At 36.5% G+C, this 19,180-nt stretch carries 16 protein-coding genes; all 16 read right to left on the reverse strand.

Annotation, left to right across the window (positions count from 1 at the left end; all coding sequences use genetic code 11):
* Positions 1-50: 50 nt before the first annotated feature.
* The 16 genes from A2536_02750 to A2536_02825 all read right to left on the reverse strand — a co-directional run bounded on the left by A2536_02750 (position 51) and on the right by A2536_02825 (position 19,180).
* On the reverse strand, positions 51-1,775 hold the full coding sequence (locus tag A2536_02750) for a hypothetical protein (protein OGF47676.1): 1,725 nt from the start codon (positions 1,773-1,775) through the stop codon (positions 51-53).
* Positions 1,776-1,974: 199 nt separating this feature from the next.
* A complete protein-coding gene (locus A2536_02755; GenBank protein ID OGF47677.1) occupies positions 1,975-2,997 on the reverse strand; it encodes a hypothetical protein in 1,023 nt (340 codons plus the stop codon).
* Positions 2,966-3,916 carry a hypothetical protein gene (locus A2536_02760; protein OGF47678.1) on the reverse strand — a complete coding sequence of 317 codons (951 nt, stop codon included), beginning with the start codon at positions 3,914-3,916 and terminating at the stop codon, positions 2,966-2,968. The genes A2536_02755 and A2536_02760 overlap by 32 nt, the downstream gene beginning before the upstream one ends.
* A 9-nt stretch (positions 3,917-3,925) precedes the next feature.
* Positions 3,926-4,909 carry a hypothetical protein gene (locus A2536_02765; GenBank protein OGF47679.1) on the reverse strand — a complete coding sequence of 328 codons (984 nt, stop codon included), beginning with the start codon at positions 4,907-4,909 and terminating at the stop codon, positions 3,926-3,928.
* A 35-nt stretch (positions 4,910-4,944) separates the two neighbouring features.
* Positions 4,945-6,705: a hypothetical protein gene (locus A2536_02770; protein OGF47680.1), complete on the reverse strand. Its 1,761-nt coding sequence runs from the start codon at positions 6,703-6,705 to the stop codon at positions 4,945-4,947.
* A 66-nt stretch (positions 6,706-6,771) separates the two neighbouring features.
* Complete coding sequence (locus A2536_02775; GenBank protein ID OGF47681.1) at positions 6,772-8,289, reverse strand: hypothetical protein; 1,518 nt, start codon at positions 8,287-8,289, stop codon at positions 6,772-6,774.
* Positions 8,290-8,380: 91 nt separating this feature from the next.
* Positions 8,381-9,748, reverse strand: coding sequence for a hypothetical protein (locus A2536_02780; GenBank protein OGF47682.1), 1,368 nt, complete (start codon positions 9,746-9,748; stop codon positions 8,381-8,383).
* Positions 9,741-11,594: a hypothetical protein gene (locus A2536_02785; GenBank protein ID OGF47683.1), complete on the reverse strand. Its 1,854-nt coding sequence runs from the start codon at positions 11,592-11,594 to the stop codon at positions 9,741-9,743. The genes A2536_02780 and A2536_02785 overlap by 8 nt, the downstream gene beginning before the upstream one ends.
* A 246-nt stretch (positions 11,595-11,840) precedes the next feature.
* A complete protein-coding gene (locus A2536_02790; protein OGF47684.1) occupies positions 11,841-12,518 on the reverse strand; it encodes a hypothetical protein in 678 nt (225 codons plus the stop codon).
* 299 nt (positions 12,519-12,817) lie between these two features.
* Positions 12,818-13,948, reverse strand: a complete 1,131-nt coding sequence (locus tag A2536_02795; GenBank protein OGF47685.1) for a hypothetical protein — start codon at positions 13,946-13,948, stop codon at positions 12,818-12,820.
* Between the two features lie 278 nt (positions 13,949-14,226).
* A complete protein-coding gene (locus A2536_02800; protein ID OGF47713.1) occupies positions 14,227-15,282 on the reverse strand; it encodes a hypothetical protein in 1,056 nt (351 codons plus the stop codon).
* A 50-nt stretch (positions 15,283-15,332) separates the two neighbouring features.
* Positions 15,333-15,950 (reverse strand): hypothetical protein, encoded by a 618-nt coding sequence (locus A2536_02805; GenBank protein OGF47686.1) that lies wholly within the window; start codon positions 15,948-15,950, stop codon positions 15,333-15,335.
* Positions 15,951-16,185: 235 nt separating this feature from the next.
* Positions 16,186-16,992 (reverse strand): hypothetical protein, encoded by an 807-nt coding sequence (locus A2536_02810; GenBank protein OGF47687.1) that lies wholly within the window; start codon positions 16,990-16,992, stop codon positions 16,186-16,188.
* Between the two features lie 154 nt (positions 16,993-17,146).
* Positions 17,147-17,506, reverse strand: coding sequence for a hypothetical protein (locus A2536_02815; protein OGF47688.1), 360 nt, complete (start codon positions 17,504-17,506; stop codon positions 17,147-17,149).
* Between the two features lie 277 nt (positions 17,507-17,783).
* The gene (locus tag A2536_02820) at positions 17,784-18,554 is read right to left on the reverse strand and encodes a hypothetical protein (protein ID OGF47689.1); all 771 of its coding nucleotides are present in this window, start codon (positions 18,552-18,554) and stop codon (positions 17,784-17,786) included.
* On the reverse strand, positions 18,551-19,180 hold the full coding sequence (locus A2536_02825; GenBank protein OGF47690.1) for a hypothetical protein: 630 nt from the start codon (positions 19,178-19,180) through the stop codon (positions 18,551-18,553). The genes A2536_02820 and A2536_02825 overlap by 4 nt, the downstream gene beginning before the upstream one ends.

The raw sequence follows: 19,180 nt of genomic DNA on the forward strand, positions 1-19,180 counted from the left end.
TTCCATTACCCACCACCTATAAAACAGCGTACTGACTGGGGAGCCTTTCTTCACTTTCTAACTAAGGCAAGCAACGTTTCCGCTTTACCTATATTCTCATAACTGACTACGCTATAGTCATTCTTACTAATTTCTTCCGCAGCCGGCCTTCTTGAAATTTTAGCTTTCATTTTTACAAGGCCTGAATATATTTTCTTTCTCAACGCTGCCGGTATAACCCGCCGAAGCCTTAAAGGATCCAGATTCAACGCTTTATTTACCGATTCTGCTGTTTTTGAAACATCTTTGACCTTTTCACTTTCTATTATACCGCAAACATCAACATGGCTAAAATATTTTTTAAGCAAATCCTTAAATTCCGTCTTGGTATACTCCTTAATATGACCTCGAACAGCAAGAACTTCTTCAGAAAAACGCTCAATGTTGGGTGTGGATAAAATAGCTATTCCGTCAGAAACAAGCACTCGCCTAATTCCTTCGAGATACTTTTCAGGACATATCAAATGCTCTATAACCTCAAAAGAAACAACAGTTTCAAAAGACCCATCAGGAAAACTGACATTCTCTGCATCCATTACTTCGTACTGAACATTAGCTGCTTTAAAATTATCCTTATTATATTCAATTGCTTCAAGCGAAATATCTACACCTATTACTTCCCGTGCTTTTTCGGAAAGAACAAGAGGTCCTTTTCTTGCGCCACACCCCAGATCCAGAACTCGTTTGCTGCTAACGTATTTTAGGGCAAATCCGTAACGCGCCATGTTTAAAGCAACTTTAGCAGGGTCCTCCTGATAATAATACGCCATTCCCTTTTCTTCCCCGTTTGAGGCAGAAAAATACAATTTTTCTATTATTTTACTGTAAAGAAAAGCAAAGCTTGACTTTATATTGGAATTATAATTACAGCTGCATCCGGGACAATCCTTCTTGAACATTTTTATCGCATAATTATACCATTGTTTCGAGAAGACAATTTCTTTAATATTATTTTTTCTAATGCTCCCAACAGGAGGCAGAAATGCACAATTCTGCAGGTTTCCATTTGCATTCAACCAGACTTCTCCCGACAGCCCAACCAAACAGGGAATATCCCGGCTTGAAGGGTTTCTAAAATATTTTTTAATGAATTTTATCCCCGCAATTGAAAAAGGCAGCACCTTTGGATTTCTTTTTTTTATCTTCACTAGTTCATCAACTACACCATCTAGAGCTTTGAGATTTTCCTTATTTACAAACAACCTGTCACTCTTCGTTCCTGCAGAATAATGGATGTTTTTATCAATAAGACGCGGAGACATTGTCACATCCAGTGCCTCGCACAATCTCAACAAACCCAGTATTCCGTTTTTATTAAGAGTATTTGACATAATCATCGGACTGATCTGTATATCAATCTTCTTTTTATTGCTTTCTGTAGCAGCTTTTAAATATATAATCGCTTTAATAGCTTTTTCAAAAGCCCCTTTAACGCCTCTAATCTCATCATTTAACTCTCCTACAGCATCCATGGAGATTGTAAGTCTTTCCAAACCGCTCTTCACTATCTTTTCAGCCATGTTTTCATCTATCAGTAGTGCATTTGTGATAATTTCAACATGCAAACCGTTTATTTTTGCTTCTTTAATTATTTCAAAAATATCTTTTCTGATCAGCGGTTCCCCGCCATAAATAGTAACTTCCTTTACCCCGACTTCCTTTGCTTCGGCAAAGACTCTGACTATTTCAGAGAAAGTAAGCTCTTCTTTTTTTTTATCCTTCCAATAATTGCACATCATGCATTTACTATTACACATATTTGTAATAGCAATATTCATCGACGAAGGTCGAATACTAAAACGTCTTAAGAGGAACGGGAAATATCTGGCTGTTGAAAATAATATCACCCTAAATATATTGCTTAATATTTCAGTAAAAATATACATATTCTCCTCAATATATGCCATTAATCACATCATTTAGATTGAAGACTGCTTATTCTAAACAATCAAATATTTCTTCATCTTTTCTTACTATTTCTCTTATTTCAACATGTCGTGCTTTAAATATTTTTGGCAGATGGTGCAAGGCTTTTAAAAACGCCAAAAGAGGCCACACTCTCCCTTTTAACATTCCTTTGATTATTCGTATAGGAATAAATAAGATGTGTTGAAAAAGATATTTCTTGCTGCTTATATTCTTCCATATCAGATAATACATATTTCTCTCACCAACCATCTCAACCATATTCCTACTAAAATATTTAGATATTGTTTCATGCTCTTTATGTAAAACAACACTTCTTGGTTCGTATATTATTTTCCATCCGCGTTTTAAAGCGCGGTAACAAAGATCTGTCTCTTCTGAATAAAACGGTAAAAACAAGTCGTCAAAGCCTTTCAGCTTTAAATATTTCGCTTTTAAAAATGCAGCCGCACAACCTGCCACATTTTTAGTATACTTCATTTGAATATCCCTCTTTGCAATTTCCTTAAAAGGAGTGTAAATCCATCCATTTCTAAACTCCAGATACCGCCACAAGATATAATCTTCTTTGATTTTTTCTCTATCTCCTATAGATTTAGTAGCAATCTTAACCGCGAATACGTCTTTTTCAGAAAAATGTTCCGGCAAATATTTAAGAAAGTTTTTGTCAACTACAACATCATTATTCAAACAAACAACTATATCAAATTTACTTTTAGCTACTCCATAATTGCAGGTATAACCAAAACCGTGATTCTCGTTAAGCTTATAATATCCAATCTTGCTGTACTTTCCTTTTAATAATTCAGCAGTCTCATCATCCCCCCCGTCTTCAACAATAATAATCTCACTCTCCCCGTCGTAACTATCACATGCACTAACTATTGAAGGCAAGCTCTTTTCTAAAATGTTTTTCCCTTTATAATTCGGTATAATTATGCTAATCCCCTGCATTACGCTCTTTCTCCCTATATAATTATTTTTGTACTCTTTTTTTTCCTTATTTCTTTGCGTGAAATAATAGTTGTTCACGGTTGCCGGCAAAATGAAACACTACCGAAATACACAGACATGAAACATTAAAAAAGAATCTTAGTATTTTCCATAGCGCCAATCGCACTGGTTTTCTCTTTAACATTTCTTCACCTGACTTTGATTCTATTGCAGTCATTTTACCTAAACCAACGGCCCTTAATATACTTAGCTTCATTGAGTTTGTATTATACGAGACATCATTTATATAATCTTTTTTAATAACGCTAAAACCTGCTTGTTTTAGCATCATATATAATGTAACCGGTGTAAAATGAAATAAATGTTGAGGCGCGCATAATGCAAACCAATTATTCTTAAAAATTACCCGCTGCCAGCTATTATAATTTGGACAATTAATAATAACACTTCCACCAGGGCCAAGTAATTTATAAACTTCTTTTAATACAGCTAAAGGATCTGTGGCATGCTCAATAACATGCCACATAGTAATAACATCAAAGTAATTCTCTGTTAGTTCAAGCGAAGTAATATCTCCATTGAACACATTGTTTTCCCCTAATTTTTCTTTTGCATATTTGCAAGCAGCAGTCGAAATATCAACACCATATGCTTCCCATCCCCTGTTTTTAAGTATCTCAAGAAAACCTCCCCTTGCACATCCTATATCTAGTATTTTTCCTTTCTTTTTTGTTTTTTCTACTATGCTGATTTTATCTCTGCCTGGAAAAATTGACATAATTTTCGTCAGTTTATCTTCCGGAGGCACTTCGTAGAATCTGTCAGGATAATATTTGCTAAGTTCTTCGTTGCTTAATGGAGGGTATATAAAGACCAGTCCGCAATAACAGCATTTACCTATATCAAATATTCTCGAAGAAAACAAATAGTACTCTTTTACCCTTAAAATATTTTTAATTTCATTATGTTTGCATAGATTACAAGAAATACGTACCATTCAATCTCCTCACAATACTCCAATATACCTCAAAAACTCCTTTAAAAGCAATCCAAGCAATCTTAATCTAGCATATATTTTAAAATAAACATAAGATATTTTAGATTTTGAAGCGTTCCGCAAGATAGAACATTCCTTTTTCGAACCTTCTTCAATTATGCTTAATATCTTATTAGCACGTATCTCGTAAGTATACTCAGATAAAACCAATTCCTGCCCAACTTTAGCAATTCTTTCTCGTTCTTTAACATTCTTTAAATAATAATCAATTAACTCCATCAACGTATTCTCGTCATAATAAATCAAATTTTTTTTATCTTCAAATAATTCATCCTGCCCGTTGCTAATTTTCTCCGTGAGCAGAAGAGTACCGGCAGCCATAACTTCAAACACCCTCATATTTAAATCACCTTTCGCCGCAATGTTTACAGCTATTTTTGATTGACTATAAACTTCTGATATTTTCGAAAAAGGAACAGACGATTTAAAATCATTCATTTTATATTTTCTTGAAAGCTTTTCTAATAAAATACTGCGTTTTGACTTTGCAGCACCCAAATGACCAACAAAACCAATATCATATATTCTATCCAATTTTAATTCTTTATGAATATCCTGATCACATGCAAGCGGCAACCAAAACACATTTTTATTTCCCAATATTTTAAATTCTTCAATATAGTCTTTTTGCGCAATAAATATATAATCAAAGAATTTAGATACTTCCCTTCTTATCTTCAAATCTATATGGACATCAATCAAATAACATACCGTAGGGCAATCTAATTTTTCTATACCCCGCGGTAAAATAAAAAGGCCATCAATATATATAAATACATCCGGTTTCGATGACAATTTGCTTATATATTGATTTATATCTGGGCAATTTTTATTATCCCCAATATAGCTTACGTTATGTCTTTTTTCAAAAGCTTTTTTAAAATAATTACCGGTAGTGTTTATAGATTCACCATAAGCCAACAGAATATTCATCCGAGCTGTTCTCCTTATTAAACAAACACATCATCCTATATTATTTTATCCCATAATACATTTTTTGAATTCTTCAGATAATAGAGTTTTTCTCCGTCCATAATTTTCAAAATATAATTCATCCCCATAATGCTTTTAGCTTCCGCTTGATTTTTCCATAATTGAGCAATAACATCCGGCCTTTGCTTCCCTACAGAATATTGATAGTCCCACTTAAGATGTCCAGGATAAAATTTTTTATATACAGGAACATCCTGTAAAATATGCATTTTTTCTCTTGCTATTTTCTTGTCGTTTTTTCCCAATAAATCTACGCTATATCTTTCCGAAAAATACGGAATAGAGCCTGCCCATACAACTGCAATTTTGGCTTCTTTGTTCGTTGTCTCTTTTATATTATTTGCTATTGATACCATTCTAACACTATCAATTGCATAATAATTCTCACCACACAAAATCAGATCTTTCAGAGAATCTATCCCATTAAAAGAATTAATTCTAATTGTTAGCATTAAAATTAATAACATATAAAATACAACTATTTTATTTTTCAATAAATGTCCCAATTGTCTCGTATTTAAGAATATGCAGCCTAAAATAAGCACGCAAAGCAAAAACATGGCAACAGGGATATACCTCGTAGTTTGACCCCATAATGCCCAAGCATAAGCCTCACTATACCAGCTACAGACAATAATCAATAGTATAACCCAAAGAAGCTTTCTTGCTTTACTTCTCCAGATAATGGGCTTACCTCTAATATATTTTTCCAGTATTTTCGTTAAAAAATACATACTACCGGAAAGAAAAATAAATAATAATGGCATGGCAACTGAAATATATCTATTTGCACCGCCCCAGTTATCCCACGCATCCCCTCCGACATAAATACTATATGCCATAACTGATAGAATAGGCCAAAGCAATAAATGCATTTTATTTATCCAAAACTTGCGTGACACTATTATACAGGCTATACAAACTAGCAATCCAAATTTCAGTATAAACACCAGATAATAAAACAGTCCTCTAAGCAATCTTAAATCTACTGGAAAACCGGTCATTTTCAAATAATAAGTATTTGGGAATATTTCGCCATAATACAAATATCTTAAGCTTGTCTGAACAGCTGCAAATGTAACTATTATCAGTGATGCCCTCAACAAACTACTTATCCTTTTTTCTTTTAATATTAAACAACCGGTCAAAATCAAAGCAAAAGCCGGCACAATGAAATCAATCCGAATAAATGTGCCAATACCCAGCAATAATAAATATTTATAATCTTGCTTGTCTTTTTCTATTGAAACAAGTAATAAATAAACCGAACAACAAAGCGTTAAAGTCAGTAAACTGACTTCCATTCCACTCAAAGACCACATTATTGATGGAAGATAAAAGGAAAACAATACACAGGCACCAAAAGATATGTAAGTATTTTTAAATATCTTGTCTGATATTTTTTTTATAATGAGAATATTAAGGACTGTAAATATTGCCCCGCTTAATTGAACAAATAGCGATATTTTCTCTTTAGTTACATGAAAAATATGAAAAATACTCATTAAGACGACCCAAAGCGGGTTTGTAAACCCTTCAACCAGCTCTCCCTTATTCCATACAAGACCATTTCCATTTGCCAAATTCTCGGCAAACCTCATTGAGATCATCGCATCATCAAATAAAACAAAATATCGAATATTATTAGCAATAAAACTTGTATTAAAGATATAACAAATCTGGTAAAAAACAACTACCAGAATTAACATCAAGAACATTTTATTCGCTTTGTTCAAATATTCTCCTTAGTAATTAATTTAGTATTTTAATCAACTTTTAAATATATAATTTCAACTATTCTATCATAACCACCTGACAATAAAGGCACTAAACGGGTGAAGACTTAACAGAAGCTTCTTATCACTTTCAGAAAAAAGAAAAAGAATTTTGCAAAACAGCATTATTAAACCAACATAAACAACAAAACTTATACCTAAACTATATATTCCTCCAGCCTCCAAATAACTTATAATGAACAAGCTACAAATCGAGCCCACCAATACTTTTATAGAAAATACCAACGGATAAAATTTCCGAACATTCATAGAAACTACTATAAACTCAATAAATTGCGTTATTATCACAGAAATGCAAAAAGCCAGAATTGCACCTACTGCGCCTAAATATGGCACTAAAATAAATACCAAACCGATATTTATAACACCGCATACAACTCGAATTACAAGTACCTTTTTCTCTTGCCCCACCGTGTAAAGAGTATTTGTAGCCAAATGTGTTAACGCCAGGACTCCCAACGCACTAAACATTGTATAAATCTGAACCAGCTGCACACTGGGCAGATATTTCTCTCCTAACACAACCATTATTATAGGATGCGCAAACCACCCTAAAAATAATATAACAGGTATCAGAGTTATTATTAACATTTTAGCTAATCCATTAATTATTTTGCTTAAACCTTCTTTTCCATGTTTCGAACTAACTTCTGAAAGAATTGGCAAAAATATACCAGCCAAAGCAGAGATAAAAATACCGGGTAAATATCCAAAAAGCAATGCTGTGGAGTAGTATCCGACCTGCAAAGTATCTTTTAACAAAGCTCCTAATAAGAGAATGTTAATCTGTCCATTTATCAAAAATGTAGAAAGATTTATAAGCCAAATATAAAAACCAAATTTTAATATCTCATTATTCATTGTTTTATCATACAGTGGTTCTATTTGCACAGGGGAACGTTTATAAATCATCAGTCCCATGAACAATATAAACACAACAGAAAACAGAAATGACCATAAAGCATACAAAAGGGAAGGTGTAAACAACAAGAATAGAGATCCTACCAATACTAATCCGAATACTTGTGAAATTGTTTTAATTATGGTAAGCTCGCGTATCTTCAATAGCGAAGTAAAATATGCCAGTACCATATCTCTTAATCCTATAGACAGCAAAATACCTACAATCAAAAGGCGGTAGCTTAAGAAAGCTTTTTCCGAAAAATAGTCAGAAAAAAAAGAATCTGCAAAATACACCATAACAGATATAACCAATAATATTGCAAATCGTATTATTAATAGATTTTTATATAGATTATGCATTTTCCCGTAAGATTCAGCTCTATTAAGCTGCGGAACAAACTTGTTCAAAACAGATTCAAAACCAAACGAAAAGAAAAGAAGCAAGGTGGCGGCAAAAGTCATTATTAGATTATACGTTCCATATGTCTTCGGACCAAGAGTCCGCCCTACAATTATCGAGAAACAAGCGGCAAGACCAAATTCTAATATTTTGTTAATATAATTCCACGCCATTCCTTTGGCAATTCTTATATTTAAATGTTCTTCCTTTATATTATTCATTATTTTTCGTTTCCTTTTCTTTATCTGATCGTATTTTCATTTATTGACAAAAACACTATTTATATCCTGCAATATCAAATCTACTATTATTTCAGTGAAGCTTTACATCGATGTTTTTAGAACTTTCCCTATATAATACAGCAACCAACGCCGATAAAAACCAGAAAGGTTCCATAACTCTTACGATAATAAAAGTATTCGCGGTCAGAGCGTGAAATAAAAGTGCAATGAAAGAAACGGAAAATCCAAAAGCAATTGATTTTGTAAACTCAGTCTGACATATTTTGTACGTCTTGTAGCCCATTTTGTAAATGGCAAAAACCATCCAGCAAAACAATGCAAACCCGATAATGCCAACTTCGCCAAGCACTGTAAAATATTGACCGTCAATAAAACTTACTCCGGTCACACCATAGCCGGTAAGCAGATGCTTTGGAAGCTTCACTGTTACGAGATTCTTCCAGCTCTCAATTCTGGCCATACTTGATTCATCAAAATTAACTTTTCCCGCTCCTGTGTCTATCTGCCTGCCTTGAAAGGTTTCACGCACCCGTTCGGTAATGTTTGCAGGGAGAATCAAAGGCACAATGACAACCGCCGCAAGTAATACTAAGAAATACGTTAACCTGTTTTTTTTAGTTAGAAACAGAGTAAACAGAATCATTATCCCAAATGCGATATAGGAAGCTCTGGACAATGTTTGCCAAAAAGGCGGCATAATAAAAGCAAAACCCGCCAACGCAAGAAGTTTTTTTATCTTATTTTTATAGTTTAATATGACAGCTGTGAAAATCGCCAACGCCATAATAAAATAGCCGCCTAAACTAGCAGGTTCACCGGCAGTTGCCACAACCCCGATCGGATCTTCAAAAGGCGCAGTTATTCTTTGGCCTGAGCCAAGCTGAGTATAACCATAAGCAGTTACAATAACCAGTGTTACAAGCGCTGCAAAGAGATAGCGCTTCACTTCCTTTTCATCTTTTACGACGTTGCTGACCATGAAATAGATCAGAAAGTATTCAACATACTTCAATACGTAGAAAAACCCCTTTACAAAATTTACATCTCCGATAATTACTCCTTTCAGGGTAAAAACAACACACGCTAAAGTATAAGCTACAACAGGGACATTTAAGGGTGAGCTTTTCAGAAGACCTGTTGTTTTATCTATAGCTATTTTTGCAAACCAGGCAAAGAATACTATAATGAGAATAAAATCATCAACTCTCAAGACAACATCCCGTCCGGGAACAGAAGCAAGCTTGATTTCCGGGGAGAGCATCATGGAAAAAACAAGAATATAAATTCCAAACTCTATTCTGAAAAATGCGATTATTCCGACTAACAGTCCGAGGATTATACCGAGCAAGACACCTGAGTTGGCTTGAGGGATTAAAAAGGCGATAAAGAGGGCTATCAGAGCAAATACTGCAAAAAAAACCAGCTTATACTTAGCCATCTTTGGGGTCTTTCTTTTCTTCTCTGTAGTATCTGGAACTGTAATAATAACTGCCGTAATGCGGCATCATTTTAATGTTAACATCGTTCAGAACTATGCCGAGAATATTGGCATGAACATTATCCAGCTGGGATTTCGCGCGCCTTAAGGCAAGTTTGGAAGTACGGCCTGCTTGATATATAAGTACAACGCCATCAACTTTTGAAGCAAGTATAGTGGAATCCGCAAAAAGAAGGACAGGAGGGCAATCAAAAATAACCAGATCAAAATTTGCTTTAAGTTCCGTAAGTAAATTATCAAGACTCGCGGAACTTATAATATCAACCGGGTTTGTGTACATTCTGCCGCAGGTAATGATCTTCAGGTTCTCAATCCCGGGAACTTTAATAATATTATCCAGTTTGAGCCCGCTCATTAAAATATCGGAAGTCCCTTTAAGCGCTTCTTTCCAGGTAATATTCCCGAGTAAAACATCGGAAAGCCCGTTTTCCCTCGGAAGCCCGAATATCTTATTTATAGAAGGCCTTCTTAAGTCCGCTTCCACCAGCACCACCTGCATGCCTGCTTCTGCCGAGGAAAGAGCATAATTAATAATTGAAAAGGTCTTACCTTCCGCAGGACCAGAGCTTGTAAAAATCAATGATTTATTTTTATTTTTAGCCACCATGAAAGAGATATTTGTCCTAAGAGTATGATACGCTTCGACAAGTACTGACTTCGGAGAGTACCAGAGTATAAGATGTCTTTTTAAATAAGCGTCTTTATCTTTTTTCTTAAACAGGCGTCCCAGCAGTCCGCCTTTTTTTTCCAATTCGTCCGTGGCTTTGGGAATTATTCCGACAACAGGAAGACCAATAAAGCTTTCCAGATCCTCAACCGAGCCGATAGTGGTATCAAGACTTTCCATGAAAAACGCCGCCACCGAGCCTATTATTATACCGAGAAGCAAACCAATTATCATATTTAACTGTTTATTCGGCCTTAGAGGATATTTTGCCGCCATGGCTTTGTTTACAATAGTCGAAGTTTCGACTTTTCCGGCTTCAGCTATTTCAGCTTCCTGATATTTGGTCCTGAGATTATTGTAGAGGGATTCATTAATAGAAACTTCCCTGCTGAGTCTTATAAGCTCACTATCCTGTTCCGACAGGTCTTTTATTTTTTCTTCCACGTACTTTATCTCTTCTTTTTTCTTTTGTACTTCCGGGTGCTCTTCCGTATACTGGCGCTTTAGCGCAGAAATCTGGGAATTAAGTTCAATAAGCTTACTGGCATAGGCCTGCGCCATACCCGAGATACCGCCTTTGGATTTAAAAACTTTTAAGCTGTCTTCCGCCTTGAAAAGTTCCTTCTCCTGCTGTGCCAGCTGTATCTGAATGTATTTTTTCTGCTCTTTTTCTGCCTTGCTTTTTTCTTCAAAACTCTTTTCTATATAGCATTCCGCAATGGCATTCACGAGCATAGCGGCTACTTCTGCTTTATCAGAATAACCGGTAATCTGTATCATATTGGAATAACCGATTTGCTCCACCTCCAGCTCCCCCATAACATCCATGACGCTTTTATTGGATCTGGTTTTTATAAGAGCTCTTCTTATCACATCTTCACTCTTAACTATTCTGATTTCCGAGCCGATTGTATCCACGCCCATACTTGGCATCATCATATTATTTTCCGGCACACCTATTTTAATAGAAGAACTTGCCTTGTAGACTGCCTTTTGCAGGTCGGTAAAAATATAAGTGGCAACCAGAAGAACAATAGAAGTGAAAAGTATAATATATTTATGCTTAGTTAACGTACGCCAGTAATCGTATATTGTCAGCTCTTCTGTTTCTATGACCATTAAGGCTCCTTCCATAAAGATATTTACAATTGACAATTTAATGTAGTATTATTTATAAAACCACCTAAAACTATTGTTACACGTAGCACGTTACTCAGGTTATCAGCCCAGGTGGATTTCGCAAAGGACTCATGGTTTTACATATAAACCTTTGCTCAACTCCCTCACTGTTTTTCACAATTTGGCGGGGCTTTTTCCCGCCTTCATTAAATTGTCAATTGTAAATCGTAAATTTCTTTTCTGCGCTTACCTGAAAAGCAGTATTATCGTTACTACTGTTGATGCAAGGTAGACCGTCGGCATTACATTATTCAAAAACCAGTTCCAGCCGGCCACACCTTTTTGCGGAACATAAACTATATCATCGGGTTTAAGTTGAATATCCTTCTTCAGCTCGCCTTTTGTTATTACATCTTCCATGTTCACTTCTAATATGGTTCTCTTATCTCCCGTGCCCCTGAATACTTTTACCTGAGATAGCTCGGCTTCTATTGAAAAGCCGCCCGCTAAAGATACCAGTTCAAGCACGGTAATACCGTCACGGTAATCATAACTTCCTGAACCTTTTGCCTGCCCCATGACATAAACCTTGCGCTTGCCGAATTCTTTCAATGTTACTGAAACCACTGGTTTTGTAACGTATTTTTCATATTCTTTTTCAATTCTGCTAGAAAGCTCTTTCAAGGTTATCCCTGAGGCCTGGATTTCACCTATAAGTTTTAATGTTATCTTACCATCACTTTGCACCTGCACTTCTTTGGAAAGATCGTCGGTGGGAGTAATTACAATATTTAATGTATCTCCGGCTTTAATAGTGTAGGTCGTAAAGCTTTTATTAAAATCCGAAGAAATGTCTTTTGCACTCTGAGCCACTGCTGACGTTACAAACAGCAGCGAAATTAGAACTAATAATTTTTTCATCATAGTCATCTCCTTCTAAATTCGATTCCACTTCCGCCAGTTATATTTGGCGGATCTCTCGTAGAGATTACAAAGCTACAGGATTCCACTGATACAAACACCAGACACTGGATCCCCGATAAAAACACTCGAGGATGACAAAAACACATCACGAAAGCTTATAGCAAGTTTTTGTCACTTTCTTCCCTTTCTGCACTTGCTTCTTCCGCCTAGGCGGATTTCGCAAAGGGTTCATGGTTAGATATTTATACCTTTGCTCAACTTGCTGTGCCTCTGCGCATCTGCTCTTCCGAGCATCTGTTTCACTCAGTCCACCATTTGTGCATGGAAATTTCCATAAGACCTTTTTTATCAAGCCCTGAAAGTTTATCCTCGTCTACTGCGTCACTTATTTGTGTCATGGCGTTTTCCAGTAAATTCACATACTGCGGCTTCTCCTGATATACTCCGTCTCTGTCAAAAATAACTTCTACTACCGGACGGGTCGGGAATTTTTTATTTGCCTTGATTACAAAGCCTATTTGACCGCTGTTAAGACGCACATAACTTCCGGGCGGATAGATAGACAGTTCTTCTATTAATTTTTTCACCACAGAATGCTCGAAAACTTCGTCAGAGGACCGTATGAACATTTTAAGCACCTCATGAGGAAGCTTCCTCTCCCGAAGTTTGCGGGGATGGGACAGACCTTCATAAATATCAACAAGACCTATTACCTTTGCCATTTCGTTAAGCTCTTTAGTATCATAAATACTGCCCGCAAAATCCTTTGTCTGTATCTGCTCGTAAATTTCCCTTGTAAGCCTCTCATTGTCGCGCTGTTTTATGACTCCTTTTGTCAAATCAATATGTGTCCCGCCCCAGGCTTCGTGAAGCAACGCAGACGTTCCAAGAAAGAGTGATTTCTCTTTTGAATAAGTAAGACCCAGCCCTAGTCGAATTGCAAGAATACAAGTATTAGACAAATGAGAATACATCGTATTATCATTTGTAGTTTTTGCAGTCAAAACAAGAAGTTCATCATTACCTTTTTCAAGTTCTTCCAGCACCACCTCTACTACGTTTTCCGCGCTGCTTTTTACCTCAGCAAAATCACCTTTGCCATTCAGGGCTACAGTTTCCCGAGAAAAATTTATAAGCATTTTATAGGTACTTAAAGCCCGTTTTTTTTCGGCATCTTTACGAAAAGGAGAAATTACAGTTTTATTTTCCACAATCCTTTGAGGAACTTCTATTTCTTTTTTAGGTTCACCGGAAACAACAGGAGTAACGGGAGAACCACAAGGTACCGAAGAGCACAGTCCTTTCTCAATGAGAGGACTTTTGAATATGCTCGTACCCGGCGGTTTTAACTCAGGGACCAAAGGCACAGTTTCCACAGGCGGTTCAACCGGCTTCGGCGGTCCCTTGGGCATTATTTTCGATAGTTTCATAAAACCCCACTGAAAACAAATTACTAAGTACTAATGACTACTAATTATTGAGGTTATTATATACATTATAACAACCTCAAACAGTTTTACTTACTATATTATATACAATATCAATTACATTAACAATTCCAAAATTTGTCCAAAAGCACCTTTTGGACTGATGGCACAGATCTTAACCGCGATGACACAGATATAACCTATTTATTCTTCTATTTTTACTCAAATATCTTATCAACGCTTCTTTTTCGAGTTTCAAATTTCTAATTTCGAGTTTATACTTACTCTACTTTCCTTCCCACTCTCATAAGGACAACTATTATTCCAAATATCAGGACAGCCTGAAAAAGTAATAACAGAGCTTCTTTCTCTGATGCACGGGTCAAAGCCAGAGCTGAAAGCCCCAGAATTAGATTTAACACGTAAAGAAAAATCACCGTCGCCTTCTGAGAGAATCCGATATGCATTAAACGGTGGTGAAAATGGTCTCTACCGGTAAACTCTATCCACTCTCTTAAGGTAGAGACAGAACCGTTTTTAATTCTGGAGATGGTCGTATAAAGCATGTCAAATATTGGAATTCCCATAATAAGTACAGGCATTGCCACACCTATCATGACATTATTCTTATCCCATACTCCAATAATGGAAAAACTTGCAAGAAGGAAACCGATAGTTGACGAACCGGAATCACCCAAAAATATTTTGGCAGGCTTAAAATTAAACAGAATAAATCCGATAGAAGCCCCGAGAAAGGCCAGAAGAAGATATGAAAGTTCAAGCTGTCCGGATATATATATTATTGCAAAAAAACCGAGTCCTGAGACAATCCCGAGACCCGCAGCCAGACCATCGACCCCGTCAAGAAAGTTAACCGCGTTAATTATACCTACTACCCAAAATACGGTCAGAAGATAATCAAAAAAGACAGAACCCGGAAATTCAGGAATGACGGTAATATAGACTCCGGATATTATCAGGATAATAACAGCAACCACCTGAGCCCCAAGCCGGAGAAAAGCAGAATTGCTTTTTATATCATCCAGGAACTCCGCTGCGAAGACAAGTACCAGCCCGGACAAAAGGCCTATGACCTCTTTAGGAAAATGATAATTCCTCCCGACTGCAATAAGAAAAGCAAGAAATATTGCCAGCCCTCCGATTCTCGGTATCGGCTTTAAATGAATCTTTCTGTCATTTGGAATATCAAGGATACTAAATTTAAATGCAACTTTGATCGCGAGAGGGGTAAATATTACGGCAAGAAGAAAAGCAAGAAGCAGAACATAGATGCTTCTGAGATTGTTAGCATAAAACCAGGTTCCGCCAAACGGCATTAAAAGATAAAGAGCGCCTGCTCCAGCAGAGAAATACAGTATTTTTTTTATCATCTAAACTTTGTCAGCTCCAGCCTTAGAGGCATAAAACCCTCGGCGTATTTTACCCGGTTTTGAACTCCGCGAAATATCGCATTAGCTTCCGCATTTTTTAAAATGCTAAGTCCGGGAACTTTTGTTTTATGAACCTGCGAAGAATGCGCCTTCAAGAGCTCGAACTTGCGATTTATTACGGAAGTTATATTAACATAAGCTACCGGTAAAAACTCAATAGAGGAAGGCACTTCATAAAAAAGCACATTTTTTTGATATCTGGCAGCTGTTACAACCGCCGTCGAAATATTACGATGGTCCTGATGCGTATCATTATTATAAGGTACAAAAATAATATCTGGTTTTATTTTAGTTATTTCTCTTTCCATAATCTGGATCAGTTCTCTATTTAACTCCACTCTTGTATCTATTAAACCGCCCCAGTGCAATTTTGCATGCAAAATCTTTGCGACTTTATCCTGTTCTTTTATTCTTTTTCCCGAATCACCGCCGGCCTGCCCCCGGGTCATTATCAAAAGATTAATATCATATTTTTTTTCTTTTGCAATGAGCAAAGCGCCGCCGCAACCAATCTCTATGTCGTCAGGATGAGGACCTATTGCGAGTATACGCATAATAACTCCTTTGAAATAACGCTTTTCCTTTGTTTGCCTGCATAAATTCGAAACTCTAAACAGAAAATAACTAAGGTCTAAGCACTAAATTCTAAACAAACAAAATATACTTAATAACTAAATCTTAAACAAAATCGTTGAATTTATACCAATAATCCTATTTTCAATCTTCAATTCGCAAGATCTTTTCACTTTACAAACTTTAAAAACCTTACAAACCTTATAAACTTTCAGTTTAATCCGCTCCGCCTAATGAATCTATCGCTTCCTGCACTACAAACATATCTATCTGCGGGAGTGTTTTACCGTACGCTACCATAAGAGCCATATCGCAAATCTGATTAATTCTTCTCGGGATTCCACCTGAACGAAGATACAAGAGATTAATGGCATCCGCAGTAAATATTTCCTTTGTCGCACCTGCTACTTTCATCCTATATTTTATATAATCCGCCGTGTTTATTGAACTTAAAGCATCGAGGTGGTAACGCATCGCTATTCTTTGCGACAATTGTTTATTAGATTCAAGTTTCTCCCGAAGTTCCGGCTGACCTATTAAAAGTATCGTTACCAGAAATTTATCTTCGAGCTGGATATTAAGAAGCAGTCGAATTTCTTCAAATACCCTAACATCTTCTATCGTATGCGCCTCATCTATTACAATTACAGTCTTCTTCTTGTCTCTCCAGTTATTTGCAATGAGCCTTTCAAGCGTAATAAGGATATCTGATTTTCTGACAGGAAGTTCGGGCGCTCCCAGGTTATGAGCTATCAAACGAAGCAAATCAATATCTTCCACTCTTGGATTGGTAATGAAAGCCACTCTATAAATATCTTTTTCCAGCTCCATATTAAGAGCACGGGAAAGAAGCGTCTTACCGCAGCCAAAAACTCCTGTTAAGAGCCCCAGCCCTTTTTCTTCACGAACTACATAAAGTAAGCGGGAAAGCGCTTCTTCATGCTGAGGAGAAAGATAAAAAAATGCCGGATCCGGCGTATTCTCAAAAGGTTTTTTCTGTAATTTCCAATAATCTAAATACATGATTTCCTTTGAAAAGAAAATTGACTAAGTACTAATGACTATTGACTATTTATGGTAAGAGGAAAACAGCCTCCTCCAATATTTAATTTTTTCTTAAATAGATGCGGCGAAAGCTCTTTTTCGCCTTCATTAAATAGTCATTAGTCACTAGTAATTATTTTTTATTTCCTATCGATGTCATCATCGCAGTCTTTATATATTTAAAATCAAACGGCTTAAAGATGCAGTCGTAAGCCCCAAGCCTGAAAGCAGAAACCACTCTTTCCGCGTCCCTGAAAGCAGTAATCATTATCACAGGTATTCCCGGGTTTATTTCTTTAATATTCTTAAGTACTTCTATACCGTCAATGTCCGGAAGTTTAATATCCAAAAAGACGAGAGTGGGCTTTATTTCTTTAAATTTCGTTATCGCATCACGTCCGAGTTTTGCTATATCCGTCTCGTATCCCTCTTTTTTGAGAAATATCGTCAAAACATCGCATATATCCTGTTCGTCATCAACAACTAGTATCATAATAGGCTCCTTCACAATCGTAAATTAGAAGCACTAAATTCGTCCGTTTAAAGCGAGATCTCGCCGTAGGCGGAAAACTCGAAACTCGAAACAAAACCGATAAAAATACAAGGAGCTAAACGTTAGAAATAGACCTTTTTTTTCTGTTCTTGCTTCTTTTACTTCTTCTACTTCCCCTGCTTTCCTTGCTTCTTATTGATTTTAACAAAGTTTTCCAAAAAATGCAATATATATCAGCATTTTTACAATATTCAGGGTTTACTTATGTCCGTTTCATTTAATACTTTCCGATGCTTCCGGTTTTTCCGGCGTGTTTGACTGCAAGTTTAAAAGCATAAAAGGCAGCAGGCAAAACAACTATAGAAAATATTAAAAGGAACATAATGCTTGACTGCGGCGACCAGGAAAGAGAACTTTTAAAGCCAAACCCGATACGGATGAGTTCAAGAGCATGTGTTATTGGATTTAGCAATGAGAGTTTAAGAAGCCAGCCGGAGAGAACGCTGACCGGGAAAAACACACCTCCCAGCAGAGTAAGAGCTGCATTTAAAAGAAAATTTATGGGATCACCTCTTTTAAAAGCCATTATAAATGAAGCTGAAATGATTCCCAGTGCAGCCAGGGAAAAAAGCCCCAGAACAACACCGGAAAGCAGCAGAAATAGATTTATTTCACCCGGTAGCGGAATAAAAAACAAAGCCCCAAGATAGATAACTGTTTCCAGAAACCCATAAACCAACGGGTATGAAACCACTCCGGAAAGAAGGCTGAAATTACTCTTTGAAGAAAGAAACAAGCTTTCCATTGTTCCATAGAGCTGTTCTTTTCTTAGCCCCTCCGAAAATGCATTCAGCGGGACAAGCAGTAAATTTGCAAAAATAATCCCGAGGAACACCGACAAAAAGAAGGCACCGCTTTTTTCAAGCCAGAAGCCCATAAAGTAAAATATGGAAAGATACAGATACATACCGGCCAGCTTTAAAATAAAAGCCAGCTTATAATTTTTCTCTATCCGAAAATCCCTTTTAATAAATGCCCGCGCACTCACAGACCCAGCTCCCTGACCTTGTATTTTATGCCTCTAAAATCTGTTTCATTGTGCGTTGCAATTATGATGGTATTTTTATTTTTAAGCAGAAGCTTGAGCAGCTCGATAAATATTTTTTTTGCCGTTTTATCCAGACCCTTTAGCGGCTCATCAAAAAGACATATATCCGGATGATGTATCAATGTTTTAGCAATAGAAATTCTTTGCTTCATGCCAAGAGAACAGTTCTCGACAGGAAAATCAATATAGCTCTCCATTTTCAGACGTTCACTCAGTTTTTCGATACGATCTGAAATAGTTTTAGCATCCACATTGTAAAGTTCTGCAAAAAATTCCAGATTCTGTCTGCCCGTCAATTTAAAATATAAAGCTCGCTCCTCTGCACCTAAATAGCCAATCTCTCTTCTTGCCGCCGCCGGAGACAAGCCGTTTAGCACTACTTCCCCTTTATCAGGGATAAGAAGACCTGATATTATTTTCAGAAGAGTGGTTTTACCCGAACCGTTTTTGCCGGTAAGAAGAAGCAGTTCGCCCGGCTTTACGGTAAAAGATAAAGACCGGAAAACAGAAAGCTTTTCCTTTCCCTTCTTGAAACTTTTCGATATTTTGATTACCTTAACGGACAT

Source organism: Candidatus Firestonebacteria bacterium RIFOXYD2_FULL_39_29, from assembly GCA_001778375.1.
Lineage (GTDB): Bacteria > Oederibacteriota > D2-FULL-39-29 > D2-FULL-39-29 > D2-FULL-39-29 > D2-FULL-39-29.